This is a genomic window from Nostoc parmelioides FACHB-3921 (assembly GCF_014696625.1).
Classification (GTDB): Bacteria; Cyanobacteriota; Cyanobacteriia; order Cyanobacteriales; family Nostocaceae; genus Trichormus; species Trichormus parmelioides.
Map to the genome: position 1 here is coordinate 16491 of NZ_JACJQL010000009.1, position 24523 is coordinate 41013.

A 24523-nucleotide genomic window follows, 5' to 3' on the forward strand; every position below is an offset into this window, starting at 1 on the left:
TACACCCTTACACCCTTACACCCGGTCTCAACAAAAAATCTGGGTACGTAAATCCTAAGTTTATTTCACCACAATTACCCGTTACCCATTACCATCGACAATTGCTCATCAACCACCGGATTTTGACTTTCGCTAACAATTTTACGGAACAAATCACCATCAATAGTTTCTTGTTCTGTCAACAAATCTACTAGCCGTTCCATAACTACACGGTTAGTTTGCAAAAGTTCTTTTGATGTTTGGTAGCAAGTGTTGATAATTTCTCGGACTTGAGAATCTATCTTGGCAGCGATTTCTTCAGAATAGTCGGATTTATTCATCCAGTCGCGTCCTAAAAATACCTCGCCACTTTGATTTTCCAGAGATAAGGGGCCTAATTCAGACATACCAAATCTTGTCACCATTTGCCGTGCCATTGATGTGACTTTTTGCAGGTCATCACCTGCACCTGTGGTCACTTCTGGCTTACCAAAGACAATTTCCTCAGCAGCACGACCAGCCAAAGTAGAAGTAATTCTGGCTTTGAGTTGGGAACGAGAAATTAACCCTTGTTCTTCGTTGGGAGTAAACCAAGTCAAACCTTGGGCTTGTCCTCTAGGAATCAGGGTGACTTTCTGCACTGGGTCATGGTCTTTTAATAACGTCCCGACTAAACCATGTCCAACTTCATGGTAAGCAATTAAGCGCTTACTCTTGCTGTCTACCAGGGGTGTCCCTTCCATCCCAGCAACAACTCTATCAACAGCATCATCGATTTCTAAAATCGTGATTGCTTCTTTGCGCCTACGTGCTGTGAGGATAGCGGCTTCATTGAGTAAGTTAGCTAAGTCTGCACCGGTGAATCCGGGTGTGCGACGAGCGATCGCCTCTAGTGATACACTGGGGTCAACTTTCTTATTGCGCGAATGGACTTGCAGAATCTCTAAGCGTCCTTTCAAGTCTGGTGCATCAACGATTACTTGTCTGTCGAAACGACCAGGACGTAACAAAGCTGAATCTAATACGTCGGGACGGTTAGTGGCAGCAATAATAATGATACCTGTGTTACCTTCAAAACCATCCATCTCCGTGAGTAACTGGTTGAGAGTTTGTTCTCTCTCGTCGTTACCGCCACCAATACCTGTACCCCGTTGTCTCCCAACTGCATCGATTTCATCGATAAATATCAGACAAGGCGCATTGTCTTTAGCTTTCTTAAACAAATCACGGACACGGGAAGCGCCCACACCCACGAACATTTCCACAAATTCCGAACCAGAGATACTGAAAAATGGCACAGCCGCTTCCCCAGCGATCGCTTTTGCTAGTAAAGTTTTACCAGTACCTGGAGGCCCTACCAACAACACACCTTTAGGTATCCGCGCCCCCACAGCCGTAAATCTTTCTGGCTGCTTGAGGAATGTCACGACTTCTTGTAATTCTTCCTTTGCTTCTTCGATACCCGCTACGTCGTCAAACTTCACCCCAGTCTTGGCTTCCATTTGGAAACGCGCTCTAGATTTGCCAAAGTTCATGGCTTGGCTAGAAGCATTCGTAGAACGACGCAAGAATAGCAGCATTAAAGCCACCAATGGCAAAATCCACATCAGGTTAATTAATAACCCTACAGCCGCTCTACTATTGGCAGAGGAAATTTCACCAAAATCAACATTTTTTTCTTTAAGTCTGTTAATTAACTCGTTGTTCTGCTCCAACAACCTCACCTGTATTGGTGGCGCGTCTGGTTTTTGCCCTTTTAAATAAACTTTGGCTATCTGTTCAGTTTCGTCCAGTTCTACTCTTTTGACTTGCTCTTGATTAACTTTTTGAATCAACTCTCCGTATGACAGAGACTCACGCTCTGCTTTCTGCGCTAAGACAGGATTACCGCCAAACATCGTTGGTAACATAATCAAACTGGCTGCCAAAGCACCAGTCCAAGCAACGCGCTTTGGTGATTGCTGTTTTATCAATGCCTTTTTCCCAAAATTTTTCATAACAATTACCCTTTGTCTGCTGCCATAGGCTGAGTGCTGATTTAAGCCTATTCTTCTAGCAAAAATTGCCATAACTGGACATCACTTTATCTAATCTAGTCTAACTCTCAGAAGAGGCAGGAGGGCAGATAATAGGCAACAGTTAAGAAGGAACGGGTAAAAAATATCAGGACTGTTGCGGATTTATTTCCTGTTCTATTCTTGATATCTACCGAAAGCTCGATTTTCCGTGGTCTAGCGGTAATTTGACTACAGGAAAATAAATCGTTAAGATTATATACAAATTCGTAATGACTTCGTATTTTTACAAATTCTTAAGGTTAGGTGCATTATGGTGAAAATTGTAGGTATTGCTGGTAGCTTAAGACCGAACTCTTACACTCAGTTAGCTTTGCGGGTAGCAGCACAACGCCTAGAAGCTTTAGGTGCGGAAGTTGAAATTATCGATTTGCGGGAGTGGCAATTACCATTTTGCAATGGTGGTAAAGACTACTCAGATTATCCAGATGTTCAGCGCTTACGTGACACCGTTAGTAATGCTGATGGACTAATTTTAGCTACACCTGAATATCATGGCGGCGTTAGTGGTGTAATCAAAAATGCCCTTGATTTGATGAGCTTTGATGAACTGTCTGGTAAAGTAACAGGACTGATTAGCGTTTTGGGTGGTCAATCAAACAGCAACGCCTTAAACGACCTCAGGCTGATTGTTCGTTGGGTACATGGTTGGGTAATTCCAGAGCAAATTGCCATTGGACAAGCCTACAGTGCTTTTAGTCCTGAAGGAAAGCTACTTGATGAAAAACTCTCCCAACGATTTGATCAATTTGCCCAAAGTTTAGTAGAAAATACTCGCAAGCTACGCGGAGTAAATTAGAAACAGGATACTAGGAAAAATATTTTCCTAGTTAAGGCTTTTCTCTCTAAGGAATAAAGCAGATAAAAACTCTCCTAGACCTTTAGGTATTTGGAAAGGACAGGTAGAAATTTCAGATGATTTTTATGAAACATCAAGCGATATTATTTCTGAATTTGGTATAGCAGAATAATGGAATTGTTGCTTGATACCTCACTGTTCGCGCAATCGAGGATGAGTTTGGTGAAATAGATGAAATAAGAGAGAGTATTAGAGCAGGCGATGGCGTTCCGCCCACCGTAGGTGATCGTTTTCGGCATCCCTGATACCAAAAAGAAAGTTGTGTAGGGTGTAACGGTTTAATGGTAAGTGTGAGAAATGGCACATTTACCCCAACAAATAATCTCAGAACGAATCGACGATGTGGTTGTGCTGCTAGAGGTGATGAAAAAAATTGGGGATGATTGACCCATTGGGGATGCCCCTTGTCACCCAGGTAGTATCTGGAGAACAAGCAGATGATGGACTCTACATTCCTGCCTACCAACAAATTGCTGCCACAAGAAAGGGTGTTGATTGTTCATCTGGGACAATGACCTATCGCATTGATCGCTTAGAGCAAGCGGAACTAGTGAAGCGCGTTCCCGATTCAAGCGATCGCCGAGGTGTGCTAATTGAGTTAACGAATAAAGGCTTTAACTTGATTGAGAAAGCTGTTAAAGCTCACGTTGCGAATTTACATCGTATCCTTAGTGCTTTAGAAGAATCAGAGCGTCAAGCCCTAACTCATTTGCTTCGTAAACTTTTAGTTTCGTTTGAGGAGTAGCAGTCAAGAACAATATCTCTATATCTGCGGTAGGCTGCCCTAATTATGTAATCCCAATGTGGTTTCATAAGCCAGGATATTGAGTAATGTTACGAAACATGGTTTATTCAGATCCACACAATGCCATAAAAATCTAGGCGATGGCGTTCCGGCCAGTGTAGGCGATCAATACTGAATGATCAATATGATTACTTAGCTAATTTTACGGGAACACAAGACAAAATTCTTAGTCATTGAGCGAGTATAGATTAAATATTAAAAGCTTGACTAAGGAGTCGGAAGCTAGAAATCAGAATTAATTAGTGGAAAAAATCTTACTAATTATACTCTGCTAAATATTGGATTTAGCATCTCTAATAATGTCGTTAATTTATCCAACGACGTTACGAGCAAAAACTTCTTCTGACTAAGAAATCTGAATTCTGTTTAGATACCTAAATCAGCTATTCAGTTCAACTTTAGTTAGCTTAAATGCAGTAGGCAAATGTAGCTTCAGTAGTCATGATTAGCAGATTCATCGATAACTATGAGTATCGAAATTGTTAATAATGCTATCCGTTGCTATTCTTTGCTGACTAATTTAATAATTAATTATCTATACAATGTGGATTCAAAAACTTGTATTTAGCTCATTGATTAATAAGTTAATAATTTGGCTGGAATTTGCTGAATTCATAAGTATAATCCATGCCACAAACTAGGCTGTCAATAATGTTATATACAAGCTTTAATCTACAAAAGAATATGATTTATGTGGAATTTCCGAAATAATTTTTCTGGAATTGCATACATCATATTTGGATCTAAGACTATTCAAATTACTCAAGTCAGTTGAATCATGAATAATCCCAACATCAAGAAAACATCTATCAATTTTGTTCAAGCTTTTCTGACTGCGGCTACATTAATTACAGCTTCTGTTGGCCCCGCTCTTGCTAGCGACAAAGTTGAAATTTTAGGCGCAGAATATGGCGGTAATGGTTGCCCTGATGGATCTGCCAGCGTCAGTGTCAGCCCTGATGGTCAAGAACTAAGCATCCTCTTCGATAACTTTATAGCTGTGGGTAATAAGTCAGGAGAAACCCGCAAAAGTTGTAATTTGAGCATTCCCATCAAAGTACCCCAAGGCTTTCAAATCTCCCTCTACGATGCTGATTATCGAGGCTATGTTGCTCCCGGTACAACGGGGAGACTCAGGGCAGAGTACTTTTTTGCTGGTCAGCGCGGCCCTGTTTTTTCTCGGACATTTAGAGGCGAAACAGATTACAATGTCCGAGATAAATTAGTGACCTTAGCTGATGTCTGGTCACGCTGTGGTGATAGTGTAAATATGCGGGTGAACGCCGCCATGACTGCCAGTGGTCAAGGTATGGCCACCGTGGACTCTTTTGACCTTGCTCACCGTGGTTTGGTTTATCACATCAAATATCGCCAGTGTCGTTAGGTCTTTTCGTGGTAGCAGGGTAGTTTCATCGAAGGCGGCTATCCCTCCCACTCCCTTCAAGGGGTGGGAGGGATAGCCGCCCCGCCACCGTTAACTGCTGACTGATGACTGTTAACCGTCAACCGTCAACGTCAAATCCCATAGCCTTTTAGGGGTGGGATAAGCTTAAACAATCAGAGAACAAAGACAACTGTGTTTCCAAGCCTCTCCCTTTCGTTGAACACAGATCCTGGGCGAACCTAGAAAAGCGACTTGACTAAATTCTTGGAGTTTGGGAAATTTCATATTGGCAGATGAAATTAGGTAGTTCTTCTCTCAGCTTTTGCCAAAAAGAGGACTGTATTCAATCAGACCCCTCAACTCCAAAATTTAATTGTCAGTTTGAGGATAAGGGAGCGTATATGCGAGTAAATGCTATGGCAATGACTCTGTTGGTCTCACTGACTGTTGTGCAGAGTGCATACGCCCAAGACACTGCCATCACAGGTCAGCCATTTATGCGGGCAGCGCTAACTGTGATGACTTTCGACTACTTCGCTACGAGATGCAAGCAGGGTCGCGGCTTCGTTGCTGCCGACTCTGCCAAGATTGAGGCATGGCAAACCGCCAACGGTGTCAATCAGATTCGCCTCAGAATGCGCGACCTCGATCGCTACCCTTCCCAAAAGCGGCAAATCAACCAGGCTTTTGCACAGATCACTGAAAAAGTAACATCTCAGAATAGCAATATCGATGCTTGTACCGTAGCACTGTCTATATCGAAACTGCCTGACTCACAGTTTGCTACCGTATCTCCCCAACTGCTCGCACCGACGAGTAGTCCACCCAAAAAACCTCACAGGAGCGCCCAGAGGTCTGTTAGCGCTCCTGTGAGTGTTACTTCTGCACCTGATGCCAAAATTGCGGCTCAGATCGATAGTTTTGGTTTTAATTCGCGCCCAAAAATAGGTATCGGTGGTTTTGTCACCATCGATATCTATCCTGTCGTCCTTTTTCGCAACGGTGATGCCCTCACTAATGTCGAAGGACTTTCATTCAAAGGTGGACTCGAAGCCTACAAACGAGTAAAACCCGGCAACTGGACTCGTTGGCGTCGTCAGGGTGGCGAATTGCAACTTGCACAAAAGGGCGGTTGGAAGGCGTTATCTTTTCGGACGACCTATCCGAAATTGCCGGATAATTTCAAGCTCAACGGACTCTTTCGCTCCCTCTCTGGTACAGGGACGGTGGCGATCGGGGGTAGCCAATCCCTAGCTGTCTGGCAAGACTATCGGTTCTCGGCTGATGGTCGAGTTGTGCGTGGTAACGGCGCTGGTGGAAGTGCAGAGGCTGGTGACACAGCGATCGCCACCAGCAACATAGCACCAAATCGCCGTGGTCGTTATCGTGTCCAAGGGCTGACGCTACATATCACTTATGATGATGGCTCTAGTGAAAGCCGCATCCTAATTACCGATCCGAAAGATCCTAAGAGTGCGATTTGGCTTGATGGGGTGAGCTACGTCCGCCGAAAGCGGTAAACTTCAAAATCTTCAGGATGAACTTCTACAGCCCATCTTACCCATCAACAGTCACCCATCTACTACAAATCATCAACATCTTGTAAAGTGCCGCAATGCTTACAGTGTGGTAAATGTTTGTAAGTTAGGTTGTGACAATTGTGACATTCAACGTATTGATAATAACCGCAGTGTGGGCAGTAGGCATCGTTAGCCCGAATTTTTTTTGCACACTTCACACACCGTGATTTTTGAATTCTATTAACTGCTTGTAGTTTAGGATTAAGAACAATTTTCTGGAAAAACTTGATAATCCCAAAACCAATCAAGGGAATCAATAATATATAAACATAGCTGACCAGAAACAGTAAACTACCAAAAACAGCACTAATAATATCAAAGACAAATTGAAATATTGCCCCTACTTGTAAAAATTCAAATATTTTCAGAACTAACGGGATAAAAAAGATCACTAATAAGTGCCAGCTAATCAGAGCAATGAGTCCATAACCCCGACGCTGAGAAAATTGATGAACCAATAAAGCTGCAAATATCAGTGGTAACAAAAACAGAGATTGAAAAGCAAGTTGAATACTGGGATACCAAAAAGATGCTTGTTTATAACCTTGCTCAACCGTGGCAAATTCTCCCCTATTTTGCAGAAAGGTAATAAAACTTTTACTTTCTGCTTGAGTCAATAGTTGATTTTTAAGATTAGATATTTCCTGTTCCAACTGAGCAATTCTAACATTATTTTTATCTAACTCCTGTTTAGCTTTTTCTGCTGGAACTTGATTAATCGATTGGCCAGGAGCTTGTCCGGCAAGTTTGTCTAAGAGTGTAGAGTCATACTGGGAGCGAATCCGGTTATTAGATTGTTTAAGATTACTTATTTGTGCTTGTCGCTGGTCAATTCCTTTGATAAATTGCTGATTTTGAGGAGTTTTAATTTCATCGATGTATTCTCCATACTGCAAGCAAGTAGAAGAAACCTTACCCAAACTGTCTACCTCATTTTGTTGATAAGTTTGTTTTTGACTGGGTAGATTACTAATATTATCTAGCAGCGATCGCCTAATAATTTCATAATCTTTATCTTTATTAGTTTGTGTGCGATAAGTCTGCCATTGGGAATAACATGGATAAGCTTGTGAAGGGCTGAGATGCCATCTACTAATATCATCTAAACCTGTAAAAATATTAACTAAGATAAAAATATCAATCAAAATAATGACAATCAAACTCACTCTATTCAGAGGTTCATTGTTGATCTTTCTTGACTTACTAAAAAATTGATTGACAAGACGGCGGATTTTGGCAAACATATTGGCTGTTGATGAATATTCAAATTAAACAACTGTTATAGCAAGCTAGTTTGATTCTCCATAGCGTAGTCTCCCTTATATTTATGCTTCAATCTTGGGGTAGACAGTGCCGGCCCTTTTAGGGTTGTGATGGAAAATTTCTGACGTAAATGTTCAAAAACAAACAGGAATCCTATATTAACCGTTAAGTAGAGTTACATAGTCGTGTTTGTAATTATACTTAGCATAGGAAGTACCAAAGTTTTTAGTAGTTGAGCAAAGCAAAATTGTTATGAGAGGATGGAAGGGTGGGGAATTCGTGACCTCTACTGATAACATGACTTTAAGAAAAAAACTAACTACTTTTTAAATCAGTCTGTTAAGTTGTGTGATTTTTCTTAAAATCTATCAAGTGAGAATGCGAGGCAATGAAGATTGGACGATAACTATCAAACTTACCTAAATCGGGTAGCAAGACTGACACTACCAGAAGCGTTGAGATCCCAAGCCCAGCATATTCAGGAATCATATAAGTTTCAGCCTTCTTCGGGATCTAGGCAAGCAGTACCTTTTCCTGGGTACACGCTAATTACTCCATCGGCGGCAGAAGATTCGGAAAATTCTGGTTTTTATACTCAGGTGCAAGCTTATCAAGACGAACTGTTACAGTTACCTATCAACAATGGTTTGATAGTTCCTGTACCTCCCCCAAGCTTCCATTTAACTTTGGCAGATTTGATTTGGGACAGTGCTTACCGTGATGCTTGTGAAAAAAATCCTGACTTTGAGCAACAACTACGCTCTTGCATAGGCGACACATTACAGCAATATCAAGAATCTCTAACATCAGGGAGTGATCCGATTTATTGGCAGATGTTGGGATTGATTCTCATGCCAAGGGCTGTTGCTGTTTGTTTAGTACCAAAAGATGAACGTTGTTATGAGCAGGTCATTAAATTCCGTCGCACAATTTACCAGAATCCCAAATTAATAGCCTTGGGGATTGAACAACATTATCATCTTACTGCTCATATAACATTAGGTTATTTTGGGGATGTTTCATCAGATTTAGACAGGACAAAATTCAGTGATACGCTATCTGAATTAAGTCAAAAATGGCTGTTAAGTGCGCCAGAATTTTTGATTAGCCGTGTAGAATTGCGAAAGTTTGACGATATGACACGCTATTATCGTCAGCCAGACTGGCCAAGCTTGAATTTTTAATTTTGCTTTGAGCCTGAGGCTTTGAGAAAATTATCACTCACTTTGGCGAGTCATTAGTTGTACATTAATAGTCAATCATTGTGTAATTAACAAAATCCTCACCTCCTTGTTGGTGAGGATTTTTCGTATTACACCAAAAGCCAGAAATGTGCAGTTACGTTTATTATTTAATACACATTAAGCTATTTTGCTTTCAAGTTGCACAATCCATCTTGAGGGCTGTTAACTGTTAACCGTTGACTGTCAATAGTTAACAGTTAACAGCCCTTGTTATTAGTTATACAATTTAGCTGTACATTAGCTTAAACCATAGATTTTTAAAATATGTGTAGGTGCTTAGTTAATACTCATCCAATACTTGAGTGAGTATTTCATCTCCATTCTATTTACTCCAAAAATGCTTTATTTTTTGCAAAAATTAAATTCCACCCCTATATAGGAGTATACTAATTTCTTATTAACCGCTTACGAATACGAGCAAAGATGAGCCGTCATTGCATCAAAATATGTATCTCTATCATGTTAGGCGTAGGTGCAATAACTGGCATTGAGCATCCTAGCAACGCTGGAATTATTCAAGATAGTACACTACCTAAAAACACTAATGTTACTGTTACTTCTGGTAAAGATGGTGATACTAGCTTCATCATTGATGGCGGAACAGCAATAGGCAACAATCTATTTCATAGTTTTAGCAAATTCTCCTTACTCAAAGGTCAAAATGCTTACTTTAATAGTACTGAAAATATTCTAAATATCTTTAGTCGGGTTACTGGTGGAGAAGTATCCAATATTGATGGCTTAATCACATCTAGAAGCAGGGTTAATTTATTTCTCATTAATCCCAATGGAATCATTTTTGGGGCTAATGCTCAGATAAATATTCAGGGTTCTTTCGTTGCTAGTACTGCTGATAGTGTCAGATTTGCTGAGGGTGGAGAGTTTCTGGCTAAACCTTCAAGTGTTACACCCTTACTCAATGTCACAATTCCTATTGGTTTGCAATATGGGGCTAATTCTGGCAGCATTCAGTTACAAGGAAAATCAATATATCAGCCTAGTACGCTGCAAGTTGAAGGCAGTCAAACTTTAGCGTTAATTGGTGGAAATGTTATTTTAGAAAATGCTCATCTTAGTACTATAAAGTCCGAAGGACGGATAGAAATAGGCAGTGTTGCATCAGCAGGTTTAGTGGGCATTGAATCAGTCAATTCAGGCTTCTTGTTTAAATTTGACGAGGTATCTGAATTTGGTGATATTCAACTATCTTCAGGCACTAATATTAATAGTTTAGGTGATCTCAATCTCACAGGAAAAAATATTGTCATTCAAGATGCGTCTTTGAATGTGTTTAGTAATCTAACGGTCAATGCACAAGAGAGTGTTCAGTTAATGGATAGCAGTGCAATTGATACTAGAAGTTCCCATAATTTGCCAGGAAATCATACTATTAATACTCGTAAATTATTACTGAATAATCAATCTTTCATCGGTATAAACGGCGGTAATCTGGAGGTGAATGCCTCAGATGCGGTGGAACTGACAAGTGATCTCAAAGGTACTCCTAGCCGTATCTATGCCACAGCTTCGGATGGTGACGTAGCCAACGGAAATTTAACAATTAATACGAGAGATGTATTAGTCGAGAATGGCTCACAAATTATCACTAATTCTTCTAGTGCATTTTCCGGCATTATTGTCCGTAATATGTCAAAAAAAGCTATTTTAACTATCAATGCCTCAGATTCAGTGACTTTGCGGGGTAGTTCATTTGACGAAGTATATTCTAGTGGTGTGTTTAGCCAAACTGATGGTGATGCTAAGGCTGGAGACCTGACGATTAATACTCGTGTGTTGCGAATTGAAGATGGGGCGCAAGTAATTGCTAGAAATTTGAGTGCTGGTAAAAGCGGCAACTTGACTGTAAATGCTTCTGATAAGGTGCTAATAATTGGTACTTCTCCCAAAGGTGCAATTCCTGGGAACTGGCCTAACGATTCAGAGCTAGATGAGCAAGTACCTAGAACTGTTGGCCCCTTAAAAGAGTTGTTAATCACAGGGGTGTTACGCAGAGATAGTTTACCTAGTGGTATATTTACTGACTCAGTTTCTTCCGGTGATGCTGGCATGATCACAATTAACACTGGTGAGTTAACAGCACAAAATGGAGGGCGAATTAGTGCTGATACTTTTTCAGCAGGTAAAGGGGGAGATTTAATCATCAATGCTACTGATAAGGTGGAATTGATTGGTACTGCTGTTAATGGGGTTGCTAGTGGTTTGTTCACGAGAACGGGTTCTTCAGCTACAGGAAATGCGGGATCTTTGACAATTGTCACTGGTAATTTATTAGTACGAGATGGGGCGCAAGTCAGTGTTAGTACTTTTGGTACGGCTCAGGGTGGTAATTTATTTGTGCAGGCTGCTGAGGGGATAAAACTAATTGGTGTTCCTCAGAGGAATATTACCAGTGGCTTGTTTGCCCAAGCTAATCGTTATGCAACAGGAGATGCTGGTAGTTTAAAGATTGATACCTCCACCTTAGTGGTACGTGATGGCGCACAAGTTAGTGCTAGCACTTTCGGGGCGGGTAAAGGTGGAGATTTGTTTGTCCAAGCTTCTGAGATCAAACTAATCGGTACTGCTGCTGATGCTTCGTTCTCTAGTGGCTTGTTTACTGTAGCAACGGCAAACTCTACTGGTAGCGCTGGTAAACTCACAGTGAACGCGGATGTATTGGATGTTCAGCAGGGAGCAGGAGTAGCAGTGCAGAGTAGTGGTAAGGGGAGTGCAGGCAACTTAAATATTAATGCTCGTAGAATCAGATTGGATGATCAAGCTTTTATCAGTGCTGATACTCGTGATAATGGGAGTGACTCTAAGCGATCGCAAGCAAATATCAATCTGCGATCGCACAATCTCATTCTATCTCGTGACAGTAGCTTCACCACTAACGCCACAGGCAATAATGTCATTGGTGGCAATATAAACATTGACACTAACACTCTAGTTGCTATTCAAAATAGTGATATTAGTGCTAATTCTGCTGATTTTCGCGGTGGTCGAATCAACATCAATGCTCAAAATATTTTCGGAACCAAATTTCGCAATCAACGCACCGCCAATAGCGATATTACTGCTACTGGTGCTAGTCCTGAGTTAAGCGGTGCAGTGGAAATTACTAGCCCTGATGTAGACCCTAGTCAAAGTTTAAGCCAACTTCCATCAGAGGCTGTTGATGTGTCTAATCAAATCTCTCAAGAATGCCGGATTGATGAAGCGACGGCACAAAGACAAAATCAGTTTATTATTACTGGACGCGGTGGTATACCGACAAATCCCTACGAAATCTTAGATAACACGGCGGTAATTACGGATTGGGTAACTGTTAATGATGTCAATACTGTTGCTCACATAGAAACTAATTTACCCAAAGAGGAAAACACTGCTGCTGATACTATTGTTGAGGCTCAAGGCTGGGTTTATGATGCCCAGGGAAACTTGGTCTTGACTGCCGCAGCAACTAAAATAACACGCCATAGTTCGGGACTGACAACCGATTTCTGCCGGGTAAATAAGGGATGAACACTCCACCCACAATGAGATAGAGTGTCGTCAGTTGTCAGTGTCAAAGATAAACAACGCCCGATTTGCTACTTTGCTCAAGATGACAGTCGTTTTGGACTGCACACACTGCTGGGACGCTTGATTACTGTCTGTGGAATCAAACCGATAGGATAATGGCAGTTGTTATTCAAAGCCTTTTGGCTCTTAGTATTTAAGTGGATTTTTTCCTTAACCGCCTTATGACGCTGCAACCCAGTGCGGTAAATAAACCCAAGATAGTACTTGGTTCAGGAACTAGAACTCTCTCTAACTTGGCGTTACTAATCTCCAAAGCCGATGTAGTCCCATAATCATCTACATCTACTACTCCCAAGGCGAAGGTGTAGGTTCCAGGAGTACTAAAGGTATAAGAACGAATCCCTGTTTTTTGAAGAAAGGGACTGTCAGCTTGGGTTGCATCAGTGAAGTCAGCCAACTTAATCAGTGTACCGTTCACCAACAGAAAGGCGAAGTCCTTGTTCAGTGTCTCGTTAGTGCGGAAGTTCCAATCAAAGCTTAAAGTATCACCAGCCGCTAAAGTAAGTGTATTTTTGATTGCAGACCCCTCAAATACAAATCCTCCAATATCCAAGTCAGAGAGATCAGCTAAAGCGAGAAAATTTTGCAAGTCTGGATAAAAACCTGCATCACCTGCGGGTATACCGGAATAGTTGAAAGCACCAGCACTAGCGGGGGCATCATCTTGAAATTGTAAACTGGCAGTGGACAGATTAGCTCCGCCTTCTGGGGTAATGACATCGCCAAATTTTTGCCAACTGCTAAAGTCTAATTGGGCAGCTAGGGCAGAGGTAGTGATTGCTAAACTTCCCAAGCTGCCAAGGCTGGCAAGACCGACTTTGAAAGTTGGATTTTTGATAAATGTGGAAATGTTCATGAGATTTATTTGTTGAATAGGTAGGATTTAAGAGTTCTGACAAACTTGATTCAATTCGAGGGGAAGAACAAATGACTAATGATGCTTCCGGTCACTGCAACTTAGAACACGAAGTTATCAGACTGAGCTAGGGTGCTTTGAGATACACTGTTGACAGTTAATAACGGTGTTGGACGAGCGCGACCTGTTGTGCCATCTAGGTCAATCAAGACAGTAGTATTAGTTTGCTGAATCCCAAAACTCAAGTAGCCTTGGCTGGTTGCACTCTCATAGTCGAGGCTTTCCAAACTCAAGCTCTGGAATAATCGGCTCAAGTCAATTTTGTCAGTACCAACCACAAAATCAGTAATTGTATCTCCCGCATCCCGGATACTGGTATAGACAAAGCGATCGCTACCAGCACCACCTGTAAGGGTATCTGCCCCTTGTAAACCAGTGATCAGGTTGTTGCTATCATTACCAGTTAGGGTGTCGCGTCCAGATGTGCCGTTGAAAATTTGGTCTTGGCCATACAGGCTAATTGCTACCGCCTGAACGTTATTGTTCTCGTTGGTTTCACCCTGGCTGTTATATATATCAGCGACAAATAACAGGTAGTGTTCGCCTGCTGATAGGTAGTCGGGAATATAAATGTCCTCAGTGACTGTATAACTACTGCCAGATGCTAGAGGCGTATTTTCTCCTGTATAAAGCTCGGTGAGATAGGTATCACTAAAGTCGAAGAATTGGTCATTGGAAATGTAAACACGGTCAGACCAGTCACCGAAAGCAGAAACAATACCTTGGTTTTTAACTGTCCAAGACACAGAAATCGTCTCACCCAATGCAGCAGAGGTTGGGTCATTGGTATCAGTAATCACCAAGTCTGGGGCATTTATGGTAATTGCTTGGGCAAATACATTGTTAGTTTCATTGGTTTCACCCTGGTTGTTGTATTCATCAGCGACAAATAACAGATAGCGATCGCCAGTTGCTACGGAATTATTAATATAAATAATGTCCTGGGTTGCTGTATAACTCTCCCCAGATGCTAGAGGCGTATATTCTCCTGTATAACGCCCGGTGAGATAGGTATCGCTAGAGTCGAAGAATTGGTCATCAGAAACGTAAACTGTGTCAGGCCAGTCAGCGAAAGCAGAAACCGTACCTTGGTTTTTAACAGTCCAAGATACAGAAATCGTCTCACCCAATACAGCCGTAGTTGGGGCATTGGCGGCAGTAATCACCAAATCTGGGGCAGCAATGGTAATGGCTTGGGCGAATACATTGTTAGTTTCATCGCTTTCACCCTGGTAGTTGCTGAAGTATTCTTTATCAGCGACAAATAACAGATAATGATCGCCAGTTGCTACGAAGTTGTTAATAGAAATATCCTGGGTTACTGTATAACTACCCCCAGATGCTAAAGGCGTATCTTCTCCTGTATAACGCTCGGTGAGATAAGTATCGCTAGAGTCGAAGAATTGGTCATCAGAAATGTAAACATGGTCAGACCAATCAGCGAAAGCAGAAACCGTACCTTGGTTTTTAACTGTCCAAGATACGGAAATCGTCTCACCTAAAGCAGCTGTAGTTGGGGCATTGGCAGCAGTAATCACCAAATCTGGGGCATTTATGGTAATTGCTTGGGCAAATACATTGTTAGTTTCATCGGTTTCACCCTGGTTATTGCCGAAGTATTCTTTATCAGCGACAAATAATAGGTAGCGTTGGCGTAGCCCGTCGTAGACATCGCTAGTTGCTACATAGCCAGGAATATAAATATCCTGAGTAGCTGTATAACTCTCCCCAGACGCTAGAGGCGTATCCTCTCCTGTGTAGCGACTGGCTAGTTGGATATCGCTGTAGTCGAATAATTGGTCATCGGAAATGTAAACTGCGTCATACCAATCAGTGAAAGCAGAAACTGTACCTTGGTTTTTAACTGTCCAAGATACGGAAATCGTCTCATTTAATGCAGCCGTAGTTGGGGCATTGGCGGCAGTAATCACCAAATCTGGGGCATTTATCGTAATTGCTTGGGCAAATACATTATTAGTTTCATTGGTTTCACCCTGGTTATTGCCGAAGTATCCTCCATCAGCGACAAATAACAAGTAGCGTTGGCGTAGCCCGTCGTAGACATAGCCAGGAATATAAATATCCTGAGTAGCTGTATAACTCTCCCCAGACGCTAGAGGCGTGTCCTCTCCTGCATAGCGGCTGGCTAGTTGGATATCGCTGTAGTCTAAGAATTGGTCATCGGAAATGTAAATATAGTCAGACCAATCAGCGAAAGCAGAAACTGTACCTTGATTTTTAACAGTCCAAGATACAGAAATCGTCTCATTTAATGCAGCCGTAGTTGGGGCATTGGCAGCAGTAATCACCAAATCTGGGGCATTTATGGTGATGGCTTGGGCAAATACATTGTTAGTTTTATTAGTTTCAACCTGCCTGTTTCCTCCATCAGTAACAAATAACAGGTAGCGTTGGCGTAGCCCGTCGTAGACATCGCCTGTTCCTACATAGTTGGAAATATAAATATCCTGAGTAGCTGTATAACTACCCCCAGATGCTAAAGGCGTATTCTCTCCTGCATCGTAGCCGGTGATATAGGTATCGCTGTTGTCAAAGAACTGGTCACTGGAAATGAAAATACTGTCATACCAATCAGCGAAAGCAGAAACTGTACCTTGGTTTTTAACTGTCCAAGATACAGAAATCGTCTCATTTAATGCAGCAGAAGTTGGGGCATTGGCAGCAGTAATCACCAAATCTGGGGCATTTATGGTAATTGCTTGGGCAAATACATTATTAGTTTCATCGGTTTCACCCTGGTCGTTGTATTCATCAGTAACAAATAATAGGTAGCGTTGGCGTAGCCCGTCGTAGATATCGCCAGTTGCTACATAGCCAGGAATATAAATATCCTGAGTAGCTGTATAACTCTCCCCAGACGCTAGAGGCGTATCCTCTCCTGTATAGCGGTTGGCTAGTAGGATATCGCTAGAGTCGAAGAATTGGTCATCGGAAATGTAAACTGCGTCATACCAGTCAGCGAAAGCAGAAACCGTACTTTGGTTTTTAACAGTCCAAGATACAGAAATCGTCTCATTTAATGCAGCAGAGGTTGGGGCATTGGCAGCAGTAATCACCAAATCTGGGGCATTTATGGTGATGGCTTGGGCGAATACATTGTTAGTGTCATTGGTTTCACCCTGGTTATTGCCGAAGTATCCTCCATCCGCGACAAATAACAAGTAGCGTTGGCGTAGCCCGTCGTAGATATCGCCAGTTGCTACATAGCCAGGAATATAAATATCCTGAGTAGCTGTATAACTCTCCCCAGATGCTAGAGGCGTATCCTCTCCTGTGTTGCGGATGGCTAGTAGGATATCGCTGTAGTCGAAGAATTGGTCATTGGAAATGAAAATACTGTCATACCAATCAGCGAAAGCAGAAACTGTACCTTGGTTTTTAACAGTCCAAGATACAGAAATCGTCTCATTTAATACAGTCGTAGTTGGGGCATTGGCAGCAGTAATCACCAAATCTGGGGCAGCAAGGGTGATGGCTTGGGCAAATACATTGTTAGTTTCATCGGTTTCACCCTGGTTGTTGTATTCATCAGTAACAAATAACAGATAGCGTTGGCGTAGCCCGTCGTAGACATCGCCAGTTGTTACATAGCCAGGAATATAAATATCCTGAGTAGCTGTATAACTCTCCCCAGACGCTAGAGGCGTATCCTCTCCTGTGTAGCGGTTGGCTAGTTGGATATCGCTGTAGTCGAAGAATTGGTCATCGGAAATGTAAACTGCGTCATACCAATCAGTGAAAGCAGAAACTGTACCTTGGTTTTTAACAGTCCAAGATACAGAAATCGTCTCATTTAATGCAGCAGAGGTTGGGGCATTGGCAGCCGTAATCACCAAATCTGGGGCATTTATGGTAATTGCTTGGGCGAATACATTGTTAGTTTCATCGGTTTCACCTTGGTTGTCACCGAAGTATCCTCCATCAGCGACAAATAATAGATACTGTTGGCGTAGCCCGTTGTAGACATCGCCAGGAATATAAATATCCTGAGTAGCTGTATAACTCTCCCCAGATGCTAGAGGCGTATCCTCTCCTGTGTTGCGGTTGACTAGTAGGATATCGCTGTAGTCGAAGAATTGGTCATCGGAAATGTAAACTGCGTCATACCAATCAATGAAAGCAGAAACTGTACCTTGGTTTTTAACAGTCCAAGATACAGAAATCGTCTCACCCAATACAGCAGTGCTTGGGACGTTAGCTGCTGTCACGACCAAATCTGGAGCATTTATAGTGATGGCTTGGGCGAATACATTGTTGGTTTCATCGGTTTCATCCTGGTTGTTGTATCCATCAGTAACAAATAACAGGTAACGGCTGATATTACCTCGTGCTACGGAGTTGGGAATAGAAATGTTCTCGGTTACTGTATAACTCTCCCCAGATGCTAAAGGCGTATTCTGTTCTCCATATTTATAGAAGAGAAAAGTATCGCTGTCGTCTAAAAACTGGTCATTGGAAATGTAAATAGAGTCATACCAGTAGTTTGCCAAGGCAGAAACTGTACCTTGGTTTTTTACTGTCCAAGACACGGGAATCGTTTCACCCAAGATGACATATAGTGGAGTCACCACAGAAGACACTATCAAGTCAATATCGTTCATAAATAATCTCCCAATTGTTTAATAGATGCTGCTGTATCCAACACAAACACCAATCATTTCGCAAATTTGGGTAACTCTCCAGTAGAATTTTTGAACAGCCTCCCTGCTTTACAAAATCCAACTTGTATGGTGTTTGGTTTTATCGATCTATTCGTCCTCACACAGTGCGATCGCAATGGCAATTTCTTGAGTATTTAGACTTCCGATCATTCGCTTTTTTATCTGTGCAAATTTAATTTTTCATCGGGAGAGGGCTAATTTAAAAACTAACCCAGACTATCTTGCCGCTACATAATTGAGACGATGGCAGATCAATACCTAGAAGTAGCAAAAGCAGTTGAGATTAAACGCTTCATAATCTTTTTCGTAGTGCTTGAAGAATGTGTTTAATATATCACTGACTATTATTACGTGTTCTAGTTCAGTTTCAGTCCACTGCCGTACTGATCTAAAATTGAGCTTGATAAATTTGGCGTAGATAGGCAGCAGTTAAGTAGGGGAATTGCTACGGTTGCGTTTGGGCGGAATCACCTTGGGAACAATTTATCTTTCAATACGTCTGCAATCGGTTAATCTGTTAGTGAAGAGAAGACAAAAAGCGATCGCCATAACTTGATTTGATAGGTCGGCTAATTGACGAGCTTGTTCACGTAAATCCTATGAGATAGCCACAGTATAAAAACTTTTCCTCAGTCTACAAGCATGGCGAAAAATAATTCTCTCGTTAAATAATTTTACTTTTGTTCTATATATGAACTTTTCACAATACTTTGCTGTCTCAGGCTGAAGCCCTCGGAATGATTACAAGTAGGGAAATACAATGCCTTATGAGATTACTAGTAGAATACGAAATCTATGAATTTTCCGTAAACTTGTTTCATTAAGTGTTTTTACATAAACATGGTATGATATGACTGATTAAGCATATATATCAGGGAATATCTTTGGTGAATAACAACTTACTTATCAATCAACAAACCCACTAGTATTCCTTAGTTATATTTTAGGGAAAGATTGCCGATTATCGGTAATTTAGCACCAATTAGGTGTTTATTACAACTAAAAAATTTTTTGGGTGCTTTGGGGTTTAAGTATTGATAGTCTTTTAGCTCGGTTTTTTTTAAAGTCACTTTGTTTGTAGAACTTTAAACAAATACAAGAGCATGAGTTGTCTGTGTTGAAGGTGCTTTCATCACTCGAAAGATTCAAGATTGTGTACTGTATTCTGTTCTGTGTGTGGGTTAAACCCAAATAGTACACTTTGCAAAAAATTCATTAGTTCATATTAACTGATGAGTGAATTCAACTAAAAATTGTTTCCTGATAGTAAACAGAAAACATGAAAATTGTTAAGTAGATTACAGTGTTAATGGTGCATAAGCACTGGTATAATCTGCTTTCGACAGTCTTTTTTATAAAAGTTTGTATATATGACAATGGACTCTTTACAAGGTTTTGAAGAAGTAGATATTCACAAATACGTAGAAGTTCTTCAACGACGTTGGTTAGCTGTAGTAGGAATTTTTGGACTATCGCTAACCCTTGGGTGTGTGTATGCCTTTTCACAAAAGCCTTCATATAAAGCAGAAGGAAGTGTGATGATTAAAACTAATCGCACTTCCTCACTTACTGGTTTACCACAGGATATTGGTCGTTTAGAACCGTTGAATGTGAATGACAATCCCTTGGAAACTCAAGTGAGAATTATTGGCTCAAATCCAGTACTTCAGCAAACGATTAAAGCACTTAACCTTAAAGATAAAGATGGCAAACCGCTATCAATTAGAATTTTCGCCAAACAACTAAATATAGAAGGAATCAAAGGCACGGATGTTGTCCAGCTTTCTTACAAGAGTAATGATCCTGCACTAGCTGCCAAAGTTGTCAATAAAGTTATTGACAGTTACATAGCCTTAAATATTAAAGCCAATCAAGACGAAGCACTAACAGCTAAACAAGTCCTCATCGCGGAAATACCTAAGGCTGAGACAAGCGTCAAAAAAGCCGAGTCAGAACTGCGGATATTTAAAGAAATCAATAAAATTATTGCTTTAGAACAGGAAGCAACCGTAGCGGTTGATACCGTTTCTAAACTTAGCAACCGCATCTCTGAAGCACAAGCACAACTCAACGACGTTAAAGGTCGTTTAGAACAGTTACGCGCACAAGCTCAAGTTGATTCACAACAAGGTGTCATCGCATCTGAATTGAGCCAAGCGCCGGGAGTGCAGAAAGTGCTAGCGGAACTGCAAGAAACAGAAAGCAAATTGGCGGTTGAACGTACTCGCTTTGAAGCCGAACACCCCGCAATTACTAGCTTAGAAGAAAAAATTGTAGTTCTGAAGAACTTGCTTAAAGATCGCACAGGACAAGTAGCAGGTAACGCGCAGGTTACCCAAGGAAGCTTGCAAGTCGGGCAACTGAAGCAAAGCCTCATAGCAGATATTACTCGTGCAGAATCACAACGCGTTGGTTTAGAAAGACAAATCAGTACGCTCTTGCAACAACGAGAAGCATATATTAAACGAGCCAACTATTTACCAAAACTCGAACAAAACCAACGAGAGTTAGAACGGAGGCTACAAGCCGCACAAGGAACTTACGAAACTCTCCTGAAAAAACGCCAAGAAATTGACATCGCCCAAAACCAAAAGATTCCCAATGCGCGGGTCATTTCCTATGCTTTAGTTCCCGATTTCCCAGAGGGTCCCCGCAAAATTATATTTATTATTGGTGGTGGAGTAGCTGGTATTTTCTTAGGTATCATTGCCGCCTTCAGTATAGACCTAATCGATCGCTCAGTGAAGACTGTTAAGGAAGCTAAAGAAGTCCTGAGATACACGGTTTTAGGAGTTATTCCTACATTAGGTAGAAGCGGTAAGGATGACACACCCATACCAGGACTTGATAGAGCTGTTCCCAAAATCATTGGTAGAGATATTCCTTACTTCCCTCTGGGAGACGCATATCAGATACTGCAAGTTAATTTAAAGTTCCTCTGTTCCGATAAACCGCTCAAAAGTATTGTAGTCACCAGTTCCGTCCCTAAAGAAGGCAAATCAGAAGTATCGGCAAATTTAGCTGTAACTATGGCTCAAGCGGGTCGTCGGGTGTTGTTGGTAGATGCAGATATGCGCCACCCCATACAACATCATATTTGGGATCTATCTAATGCGATCGGGCTAACCAACGTCCTGATTGGTCAAGTAACTTTAGATGAAGCAGTACAAGAAGTAATGCCAAATTTAGAGGTACTTCCGTGCGGAATTTTACCACCTAATCCTGTAGCCATGTTAGATTCTCAACGCATGGCCACATTGATGAGTAACTTTGCTAGAGATTACGACTTTATTATCTTTGATACACCACCCCTAACAGGCATAGCAGATGCGGCTGTATTAAGTACCCTGACCGATGGCATTTTATTAGTTGTTCGTCCGGGGGTAGTTGATTTTAACAGTGCTAATGCAGCTAAAGAGTTTTTAACTCAGTCAGGTCAAAAGGTTTTAGGCATAGTCATCAATGGAGTGAATATTAAAAATGAACCTAACGGTTACATTTATTCCTCAAAATACAGACAAATTGAACCAGATTCGCTATCTAGTAGCTTAAGCAAGTTGTCTAGAAAACGTTGATTGAGTATGAGGATATTGTAGAGGATATCAGCGAACGTTTTTTGAAGCGATTATTCCATTTATTTTTTCCGAAAAATATCACAAATAAATTATGGGAATAATCGCTTACAACTAAATACACTATAATAAAAATCTTTTTGTGAGTTCAGGAAAAATTGGTTTTTATCAACCAACATTCTTGTTTTTTGTTCCCTTGTCAGACTCTTTCCCATGAACACAAAAAAAATTCAAACGTCTTGCTTAATTAATAATTATAATTACGCACACTTTCTGTCAGAAGCAGTTGCTAGTGCTTTACAGCAGACAATTAAATTTGATGAAATTATTATTGTTGATGACGCATCTACAGATAATTCTTCTGAAGTGATAGCTAAGTTTGCTCAACAATCAGATATTAAATATATATTAAAAGAAAAAAATCAAGGTCAACTATCTTCATTCAATGAAGCTTTTTTAAATGCCTCTGGAGAGATCATCTTTTTTTTAGATGCTGATGATGCTTATGAACCTGAATATTTAGAAACTATTCTGAATTTTTATAATAGACGTAGTGAATGTGATTTTGTATTTTGTGCCTACAAAAAATTTGGAGCAGTAGAAGGCACATTTCAAGATTATGAAATAGATGTAGATTTGGGCTATTCAGTCATTAGAACTTTATGTAATGGAGAATGGATTGGCTCTATAACTTCAACATTGTCAATGCGTAGAGACATCCTGAGGAAAGTTTTACCTATTCCCAATACAGAAGATTGGCGGGTTAGGGCTGATGATTGTTTGGTTTGGGGGGCTTCTTTAGTAGGAGCAAAGAAATTTTATTTGTCTCAACCTTTAGTAAGGTACAGAATACATCAAAACAATCAATTTCATAATAGTAAATTCGTAAATACAGATAAAGATTACGAATATAAGAGATTTTGGAAGCGCAATTCATTATTTAATTACATTCTGCAAAAAAATAATTTAGAGTTACCTTTGTTATTAGCTTTTACATCGCTGAATGAGCTAAAAACAATACCATGTCCTAATACTCAAGATTTCATATCGTATTTAAAAATCATATTTCTATTTGAAAAGAACCTGTATTGGAAAATTAAGGGCATATTTTTATTATTTAATTATCTTGGCAAAGTTTTGATGAGTGGGAAGCTACAAATAAGGTAAGTATTAATCAAATAAAACACAGATTATTTTCTTTAAATATCATGAATTTTGACAAATAGCAAAAAATCTAGTTGAAAATGCTAAGTAAATTAAGGCTTTCAAACTTATCTAAATTAAAATCTCATTCTCGCTTGCGTGCCATCATTGCTAATACTGGTTGGTTATTTGCCGATCGCATCCTGCGTATGGGTGCTAGCTTGGTGGTGGGAGTATGGATAGCCCGCTATTTAGGGGCGCAACAGTATGGTCTGTTTAACTATGCACTAGCCTTTGTAACTTTATTTACTCCTGTTTTGACTTTAGGTCTAGATGAAATAGTGGTTCGCCATGTGGTGCGTGAATCATCAAATAAAGAGGAGATTTTAGGAACCACATTTTGGCTAAAATTTCTGGGAGGGATTGCCTCTGTATTATTAGCAGTTGGTATTACGATATTTTTAGGTGAACGGGAATTTTTGAAGATATCCTTAGTGGCTATTTTAGCAATAGCGGGAATTTTTAGGGCGGCGGACACTATTGAGTTATGGTTCCAGTCCCAGGTGCAGTCAAAATATGCTGTTATTGCTAAAAATATAGCTTTTTTATTAAATACGCTCATTAAAGTAGCCCTGATTTTAACAAAAGCACCATTATTAGCATTTGCTTGGGTTACCTTGGCGGAATTTGCCATGAATGCAGTTGGTTTAGCTATTGTTTACCAGTCTAAAGGATTTTCATTTTGGTCATGGCGTTGGAATTTTCAGGTTGCGAAAACACTCCTCAAAGAGAGTTTACCTTTGATTTTTTCCGGCTTCGCCATCATGATTTTTATGAAAATTGACCAGATCATGTTGGGTCAAATGATTGGGGATAAGGAGGTAGGGGTTTATTCTGCGGCTGTGCGGATATCGGAAGTTTGGTACTTTATTCCAGGTGCGATTGTCCCTTCTGTGGCTCCATCAATTTATGCAGCGAAGGATCAGTCAGAGGGGGTTTACTATCAGCGTCTAGGACAGTTGTTTCGGCTGCTAACTTGTATAGCTTTGGCGATCGCTGTGCCAATGACTTTCCTTTCTGACAAAATAATTATGGTGTTGTTTGGTAATGGATACGCAGGCGCTGGCGCAATACTCGCCGTACATATTTGGACTTCTATATTTGTATTCCTTGGTTTTGCGTCATCACCTTGGTTTATTGCCGAAGGGTTAAATCATGTAACTCTAGGTAAGACTGTATTTGGGGCTATATTGAACATTATTCTCAATTTTTTGCTAATTCCCCAATATTCAGGACTCGGTGCGGCGATCGCCACAATTATATCCCAAGCTGCGGCAGCTTTCCTCTGCAATGCCTTCGATAGAAGAACACAAAAAATATTTAAGATTCAATTGCAGTCACTTCTGCTGTTCTATAAATATTAGCCTGTTTAAAAC

The 24523-nt window shown here is 40.7% G+C and carries 13 protein-coding genes and 1 pseudogene; 10 read left to right on the forward strand and 4 right to left on the reverse strand.

The annotated features are described in order from the left end of the window. Positions 1 to 74: 74 nt before the first annotated feature. Positions 75 to 1976: an ATP-dependent zinc metalloprotease FtsH gene (ftsH, locus tag H6G14_RS08475; RefSeq protein WP_190567006.1), complete on the reverse strand. Its 1902-nt coding sequence runs from the start codon at positions 1974 to 1976 to the stop codon at positions 75 to 77. A gap of 331 nt (positions 1977 to 2307) precedes the next feature. Between ftsH and H6G14_RS08480 the strand changes: the two genes are divergently transcribed. The 4 genes and pseudogenes from H6G14_RS08480 to H6G14_RS08495 all read left to right on the forward strand — a co-directional run bounded on the left by H6G14_RS08480 (position 2308) and on the right by H6G14_RS08495 (position 6622). Further along, entirely contained in the window at positions 2308 to 2853 is a 546-nt protein-coding gene (locus H6G14_RS08480) for an NADPH-dependent FMN reductase (RefSeq protein ID WP_190566797.1), read from the forward strand. 433 nt (positions 2854 to 3286) lie between these two features. Beyond that, a pseudogene (locus tag H6G14_RS08485) lies at positions 3287 to 3658 on the forward strand (MarR family winged helix-turn-helix transcriptional regulator); the annotation flags it as partial. Positions 3659 to 4496: 838 nt separating this feature from the next. Beyond that, a complete protein-coding gene (locus H6G14_RS08490) occupies positions 4497 to 5102 on the forward strand; it encodes a DUF4360 domain-containing protein (RefSeq protein WP_190566801.1) in 606 nt (201 codons plus the stop codon). 401 nt (positions 5103 to 5503) lie between these two features. Then, positions 5504 to 6622 (forward strand): hypothetical protein, encoded by a 1119-nt coding sequence (locus tag H6G14_RS08495; protein ID WP_190566803.1) that lies wholly within the window; start codon positions 5504 to 5506, stop codon positions 6620 to 6622. 62 nt (positions 6623 to 6684) lie between these two features. Here H6G14_RS08495 and H6G14_RS08500 read toward each other — a convergent pair whose 3' ends face one another. Beyond that, the gene (locus H6G14_RS08500; RefSeq protein ID WP_190566805.1) at positions 6685 to 7926 is read right to left on the reverse strand and encodes a hypothetical protein; all 1242 of its coding nucleotides are present in this window, start codon (positions 7924 to 7926) and stop codon (positions 6685 to 6687) included. 414 nt (positions 7927 to 8340) lie between these two features. On the opposite strand from H6G14_RS08500, the gene H6G14_RS08505 reads away from it, so the two are divergent. The 3 genes from H6G14_RS08505 to H6G14_RS33990 all read left to right on the forward strand — a co-directional run bounded on the left by H6G14_RS08505 (position 8341) and on the right by H6G14_RS33990 (position 12870). Further along, entirely contained in the window at positions 8341 to 9129 is a 789-nt protein-coding gene (locus H6G14_RS08505) for a DUF1868 domain-containing protein (RefSeq protein ID WP_190566808.1), read from the forward strand. A gap of 483 nt (positions 9130 to 9612) precedes the next feature. Continuing rightward, positions 9613 to 12714, forward strand: coding sequence for a two-partner secretion domain-containing protein (locus H6G14_RS08510; RefSeq protein ID WP_190566810.1), 3102 nt, complete (start codon positions 9613 to 9615; stop codon positions 12712 to 12714). Positions 12715 to 12738: 24 nt separating this feature from the next. Beyond that, complete coding sequence (locus H6G14_RS33990; RefSeq protein ID WP_277884306.1) at positions 12739 to 12870, forward strand: hypothetical protein; 132 nt, start codon at positions 12739 to 12741, stop codon at positions 12868 to 12870. Between the two features lie 37 nt (positions 12871 to 12907). On the opposite strand, the gene H6G14_RS08515 is transcribed toward H6G14_RS33990, so the two are convergent. Beyond that, a complete protein-coding gene (locus H6G14_RS08515; RefSeq protein WP_190566812.1) occupies positions 12908 to 13630 on the reverse strand; it encodes a PEP-CTERM sorting domain-containing protein in 723 nt (240 codons plus the stop codon). 101 nt (positions 13631 to 13731) lie between these two features. Next, complete coding sequence (locus H6G14_RS08520) at positions 13732 to 18312, reverse strand: CARDB domain-containing protein (protein WP_190566814.1); 4581 nt, start codon at positions 18310 to 18312, stop codon at positions 13732 to 13734. A gap of 1430 nt (positions 18313 to 19742) precedes the next feature. Between H6G14_RS08520 and H6G14_RS08525 the strand changes: the two genes are divergently transcribed. From H6G14_RS08525 to H6G14_RS08535, 3 genes are all read left to right on the forward strand, one after another. Further along, the gene (locus H6G14_RS08525; protein WP_190566816.1) at positions 19743 to 21947 is read left to right on the forward strand and encodes a GumC family protein; all 2205 of its coding nucleotides are present in this window, start codon (positions 19743 to 19745) and stop codon (positions 21945 to 21947) included. Positions 21948 to 22157: 210 nt separating this feature from the next. Continuing rightward, the gene (locus H6G14_RS08530) at positions 22158 to 23111 is read left to right on the forward strand and encodes a glycosyltransferase family 2 protein (RefSeq protein ID WP_190566818.1); all 954 of its coding nucleotides are present in this window, start codon (positions 22158 to 22160) and stop codon (positions 23109 to 23111) included. Positions 23112 to 23188: 77 nt separating this feature from the next. Beyond that, positions 23189 to 24511: a flippase gene (locus H6G14_RS08535; protein WP_190566820.1), complete on the forward strand. Its 1323-nt coding sequence runs from the start codon at positions 23189 to 23191 to the stop codon at positions 24509 to 24511. Positions 24512 to 24523 lie beyond the last annotated feature (12 nt).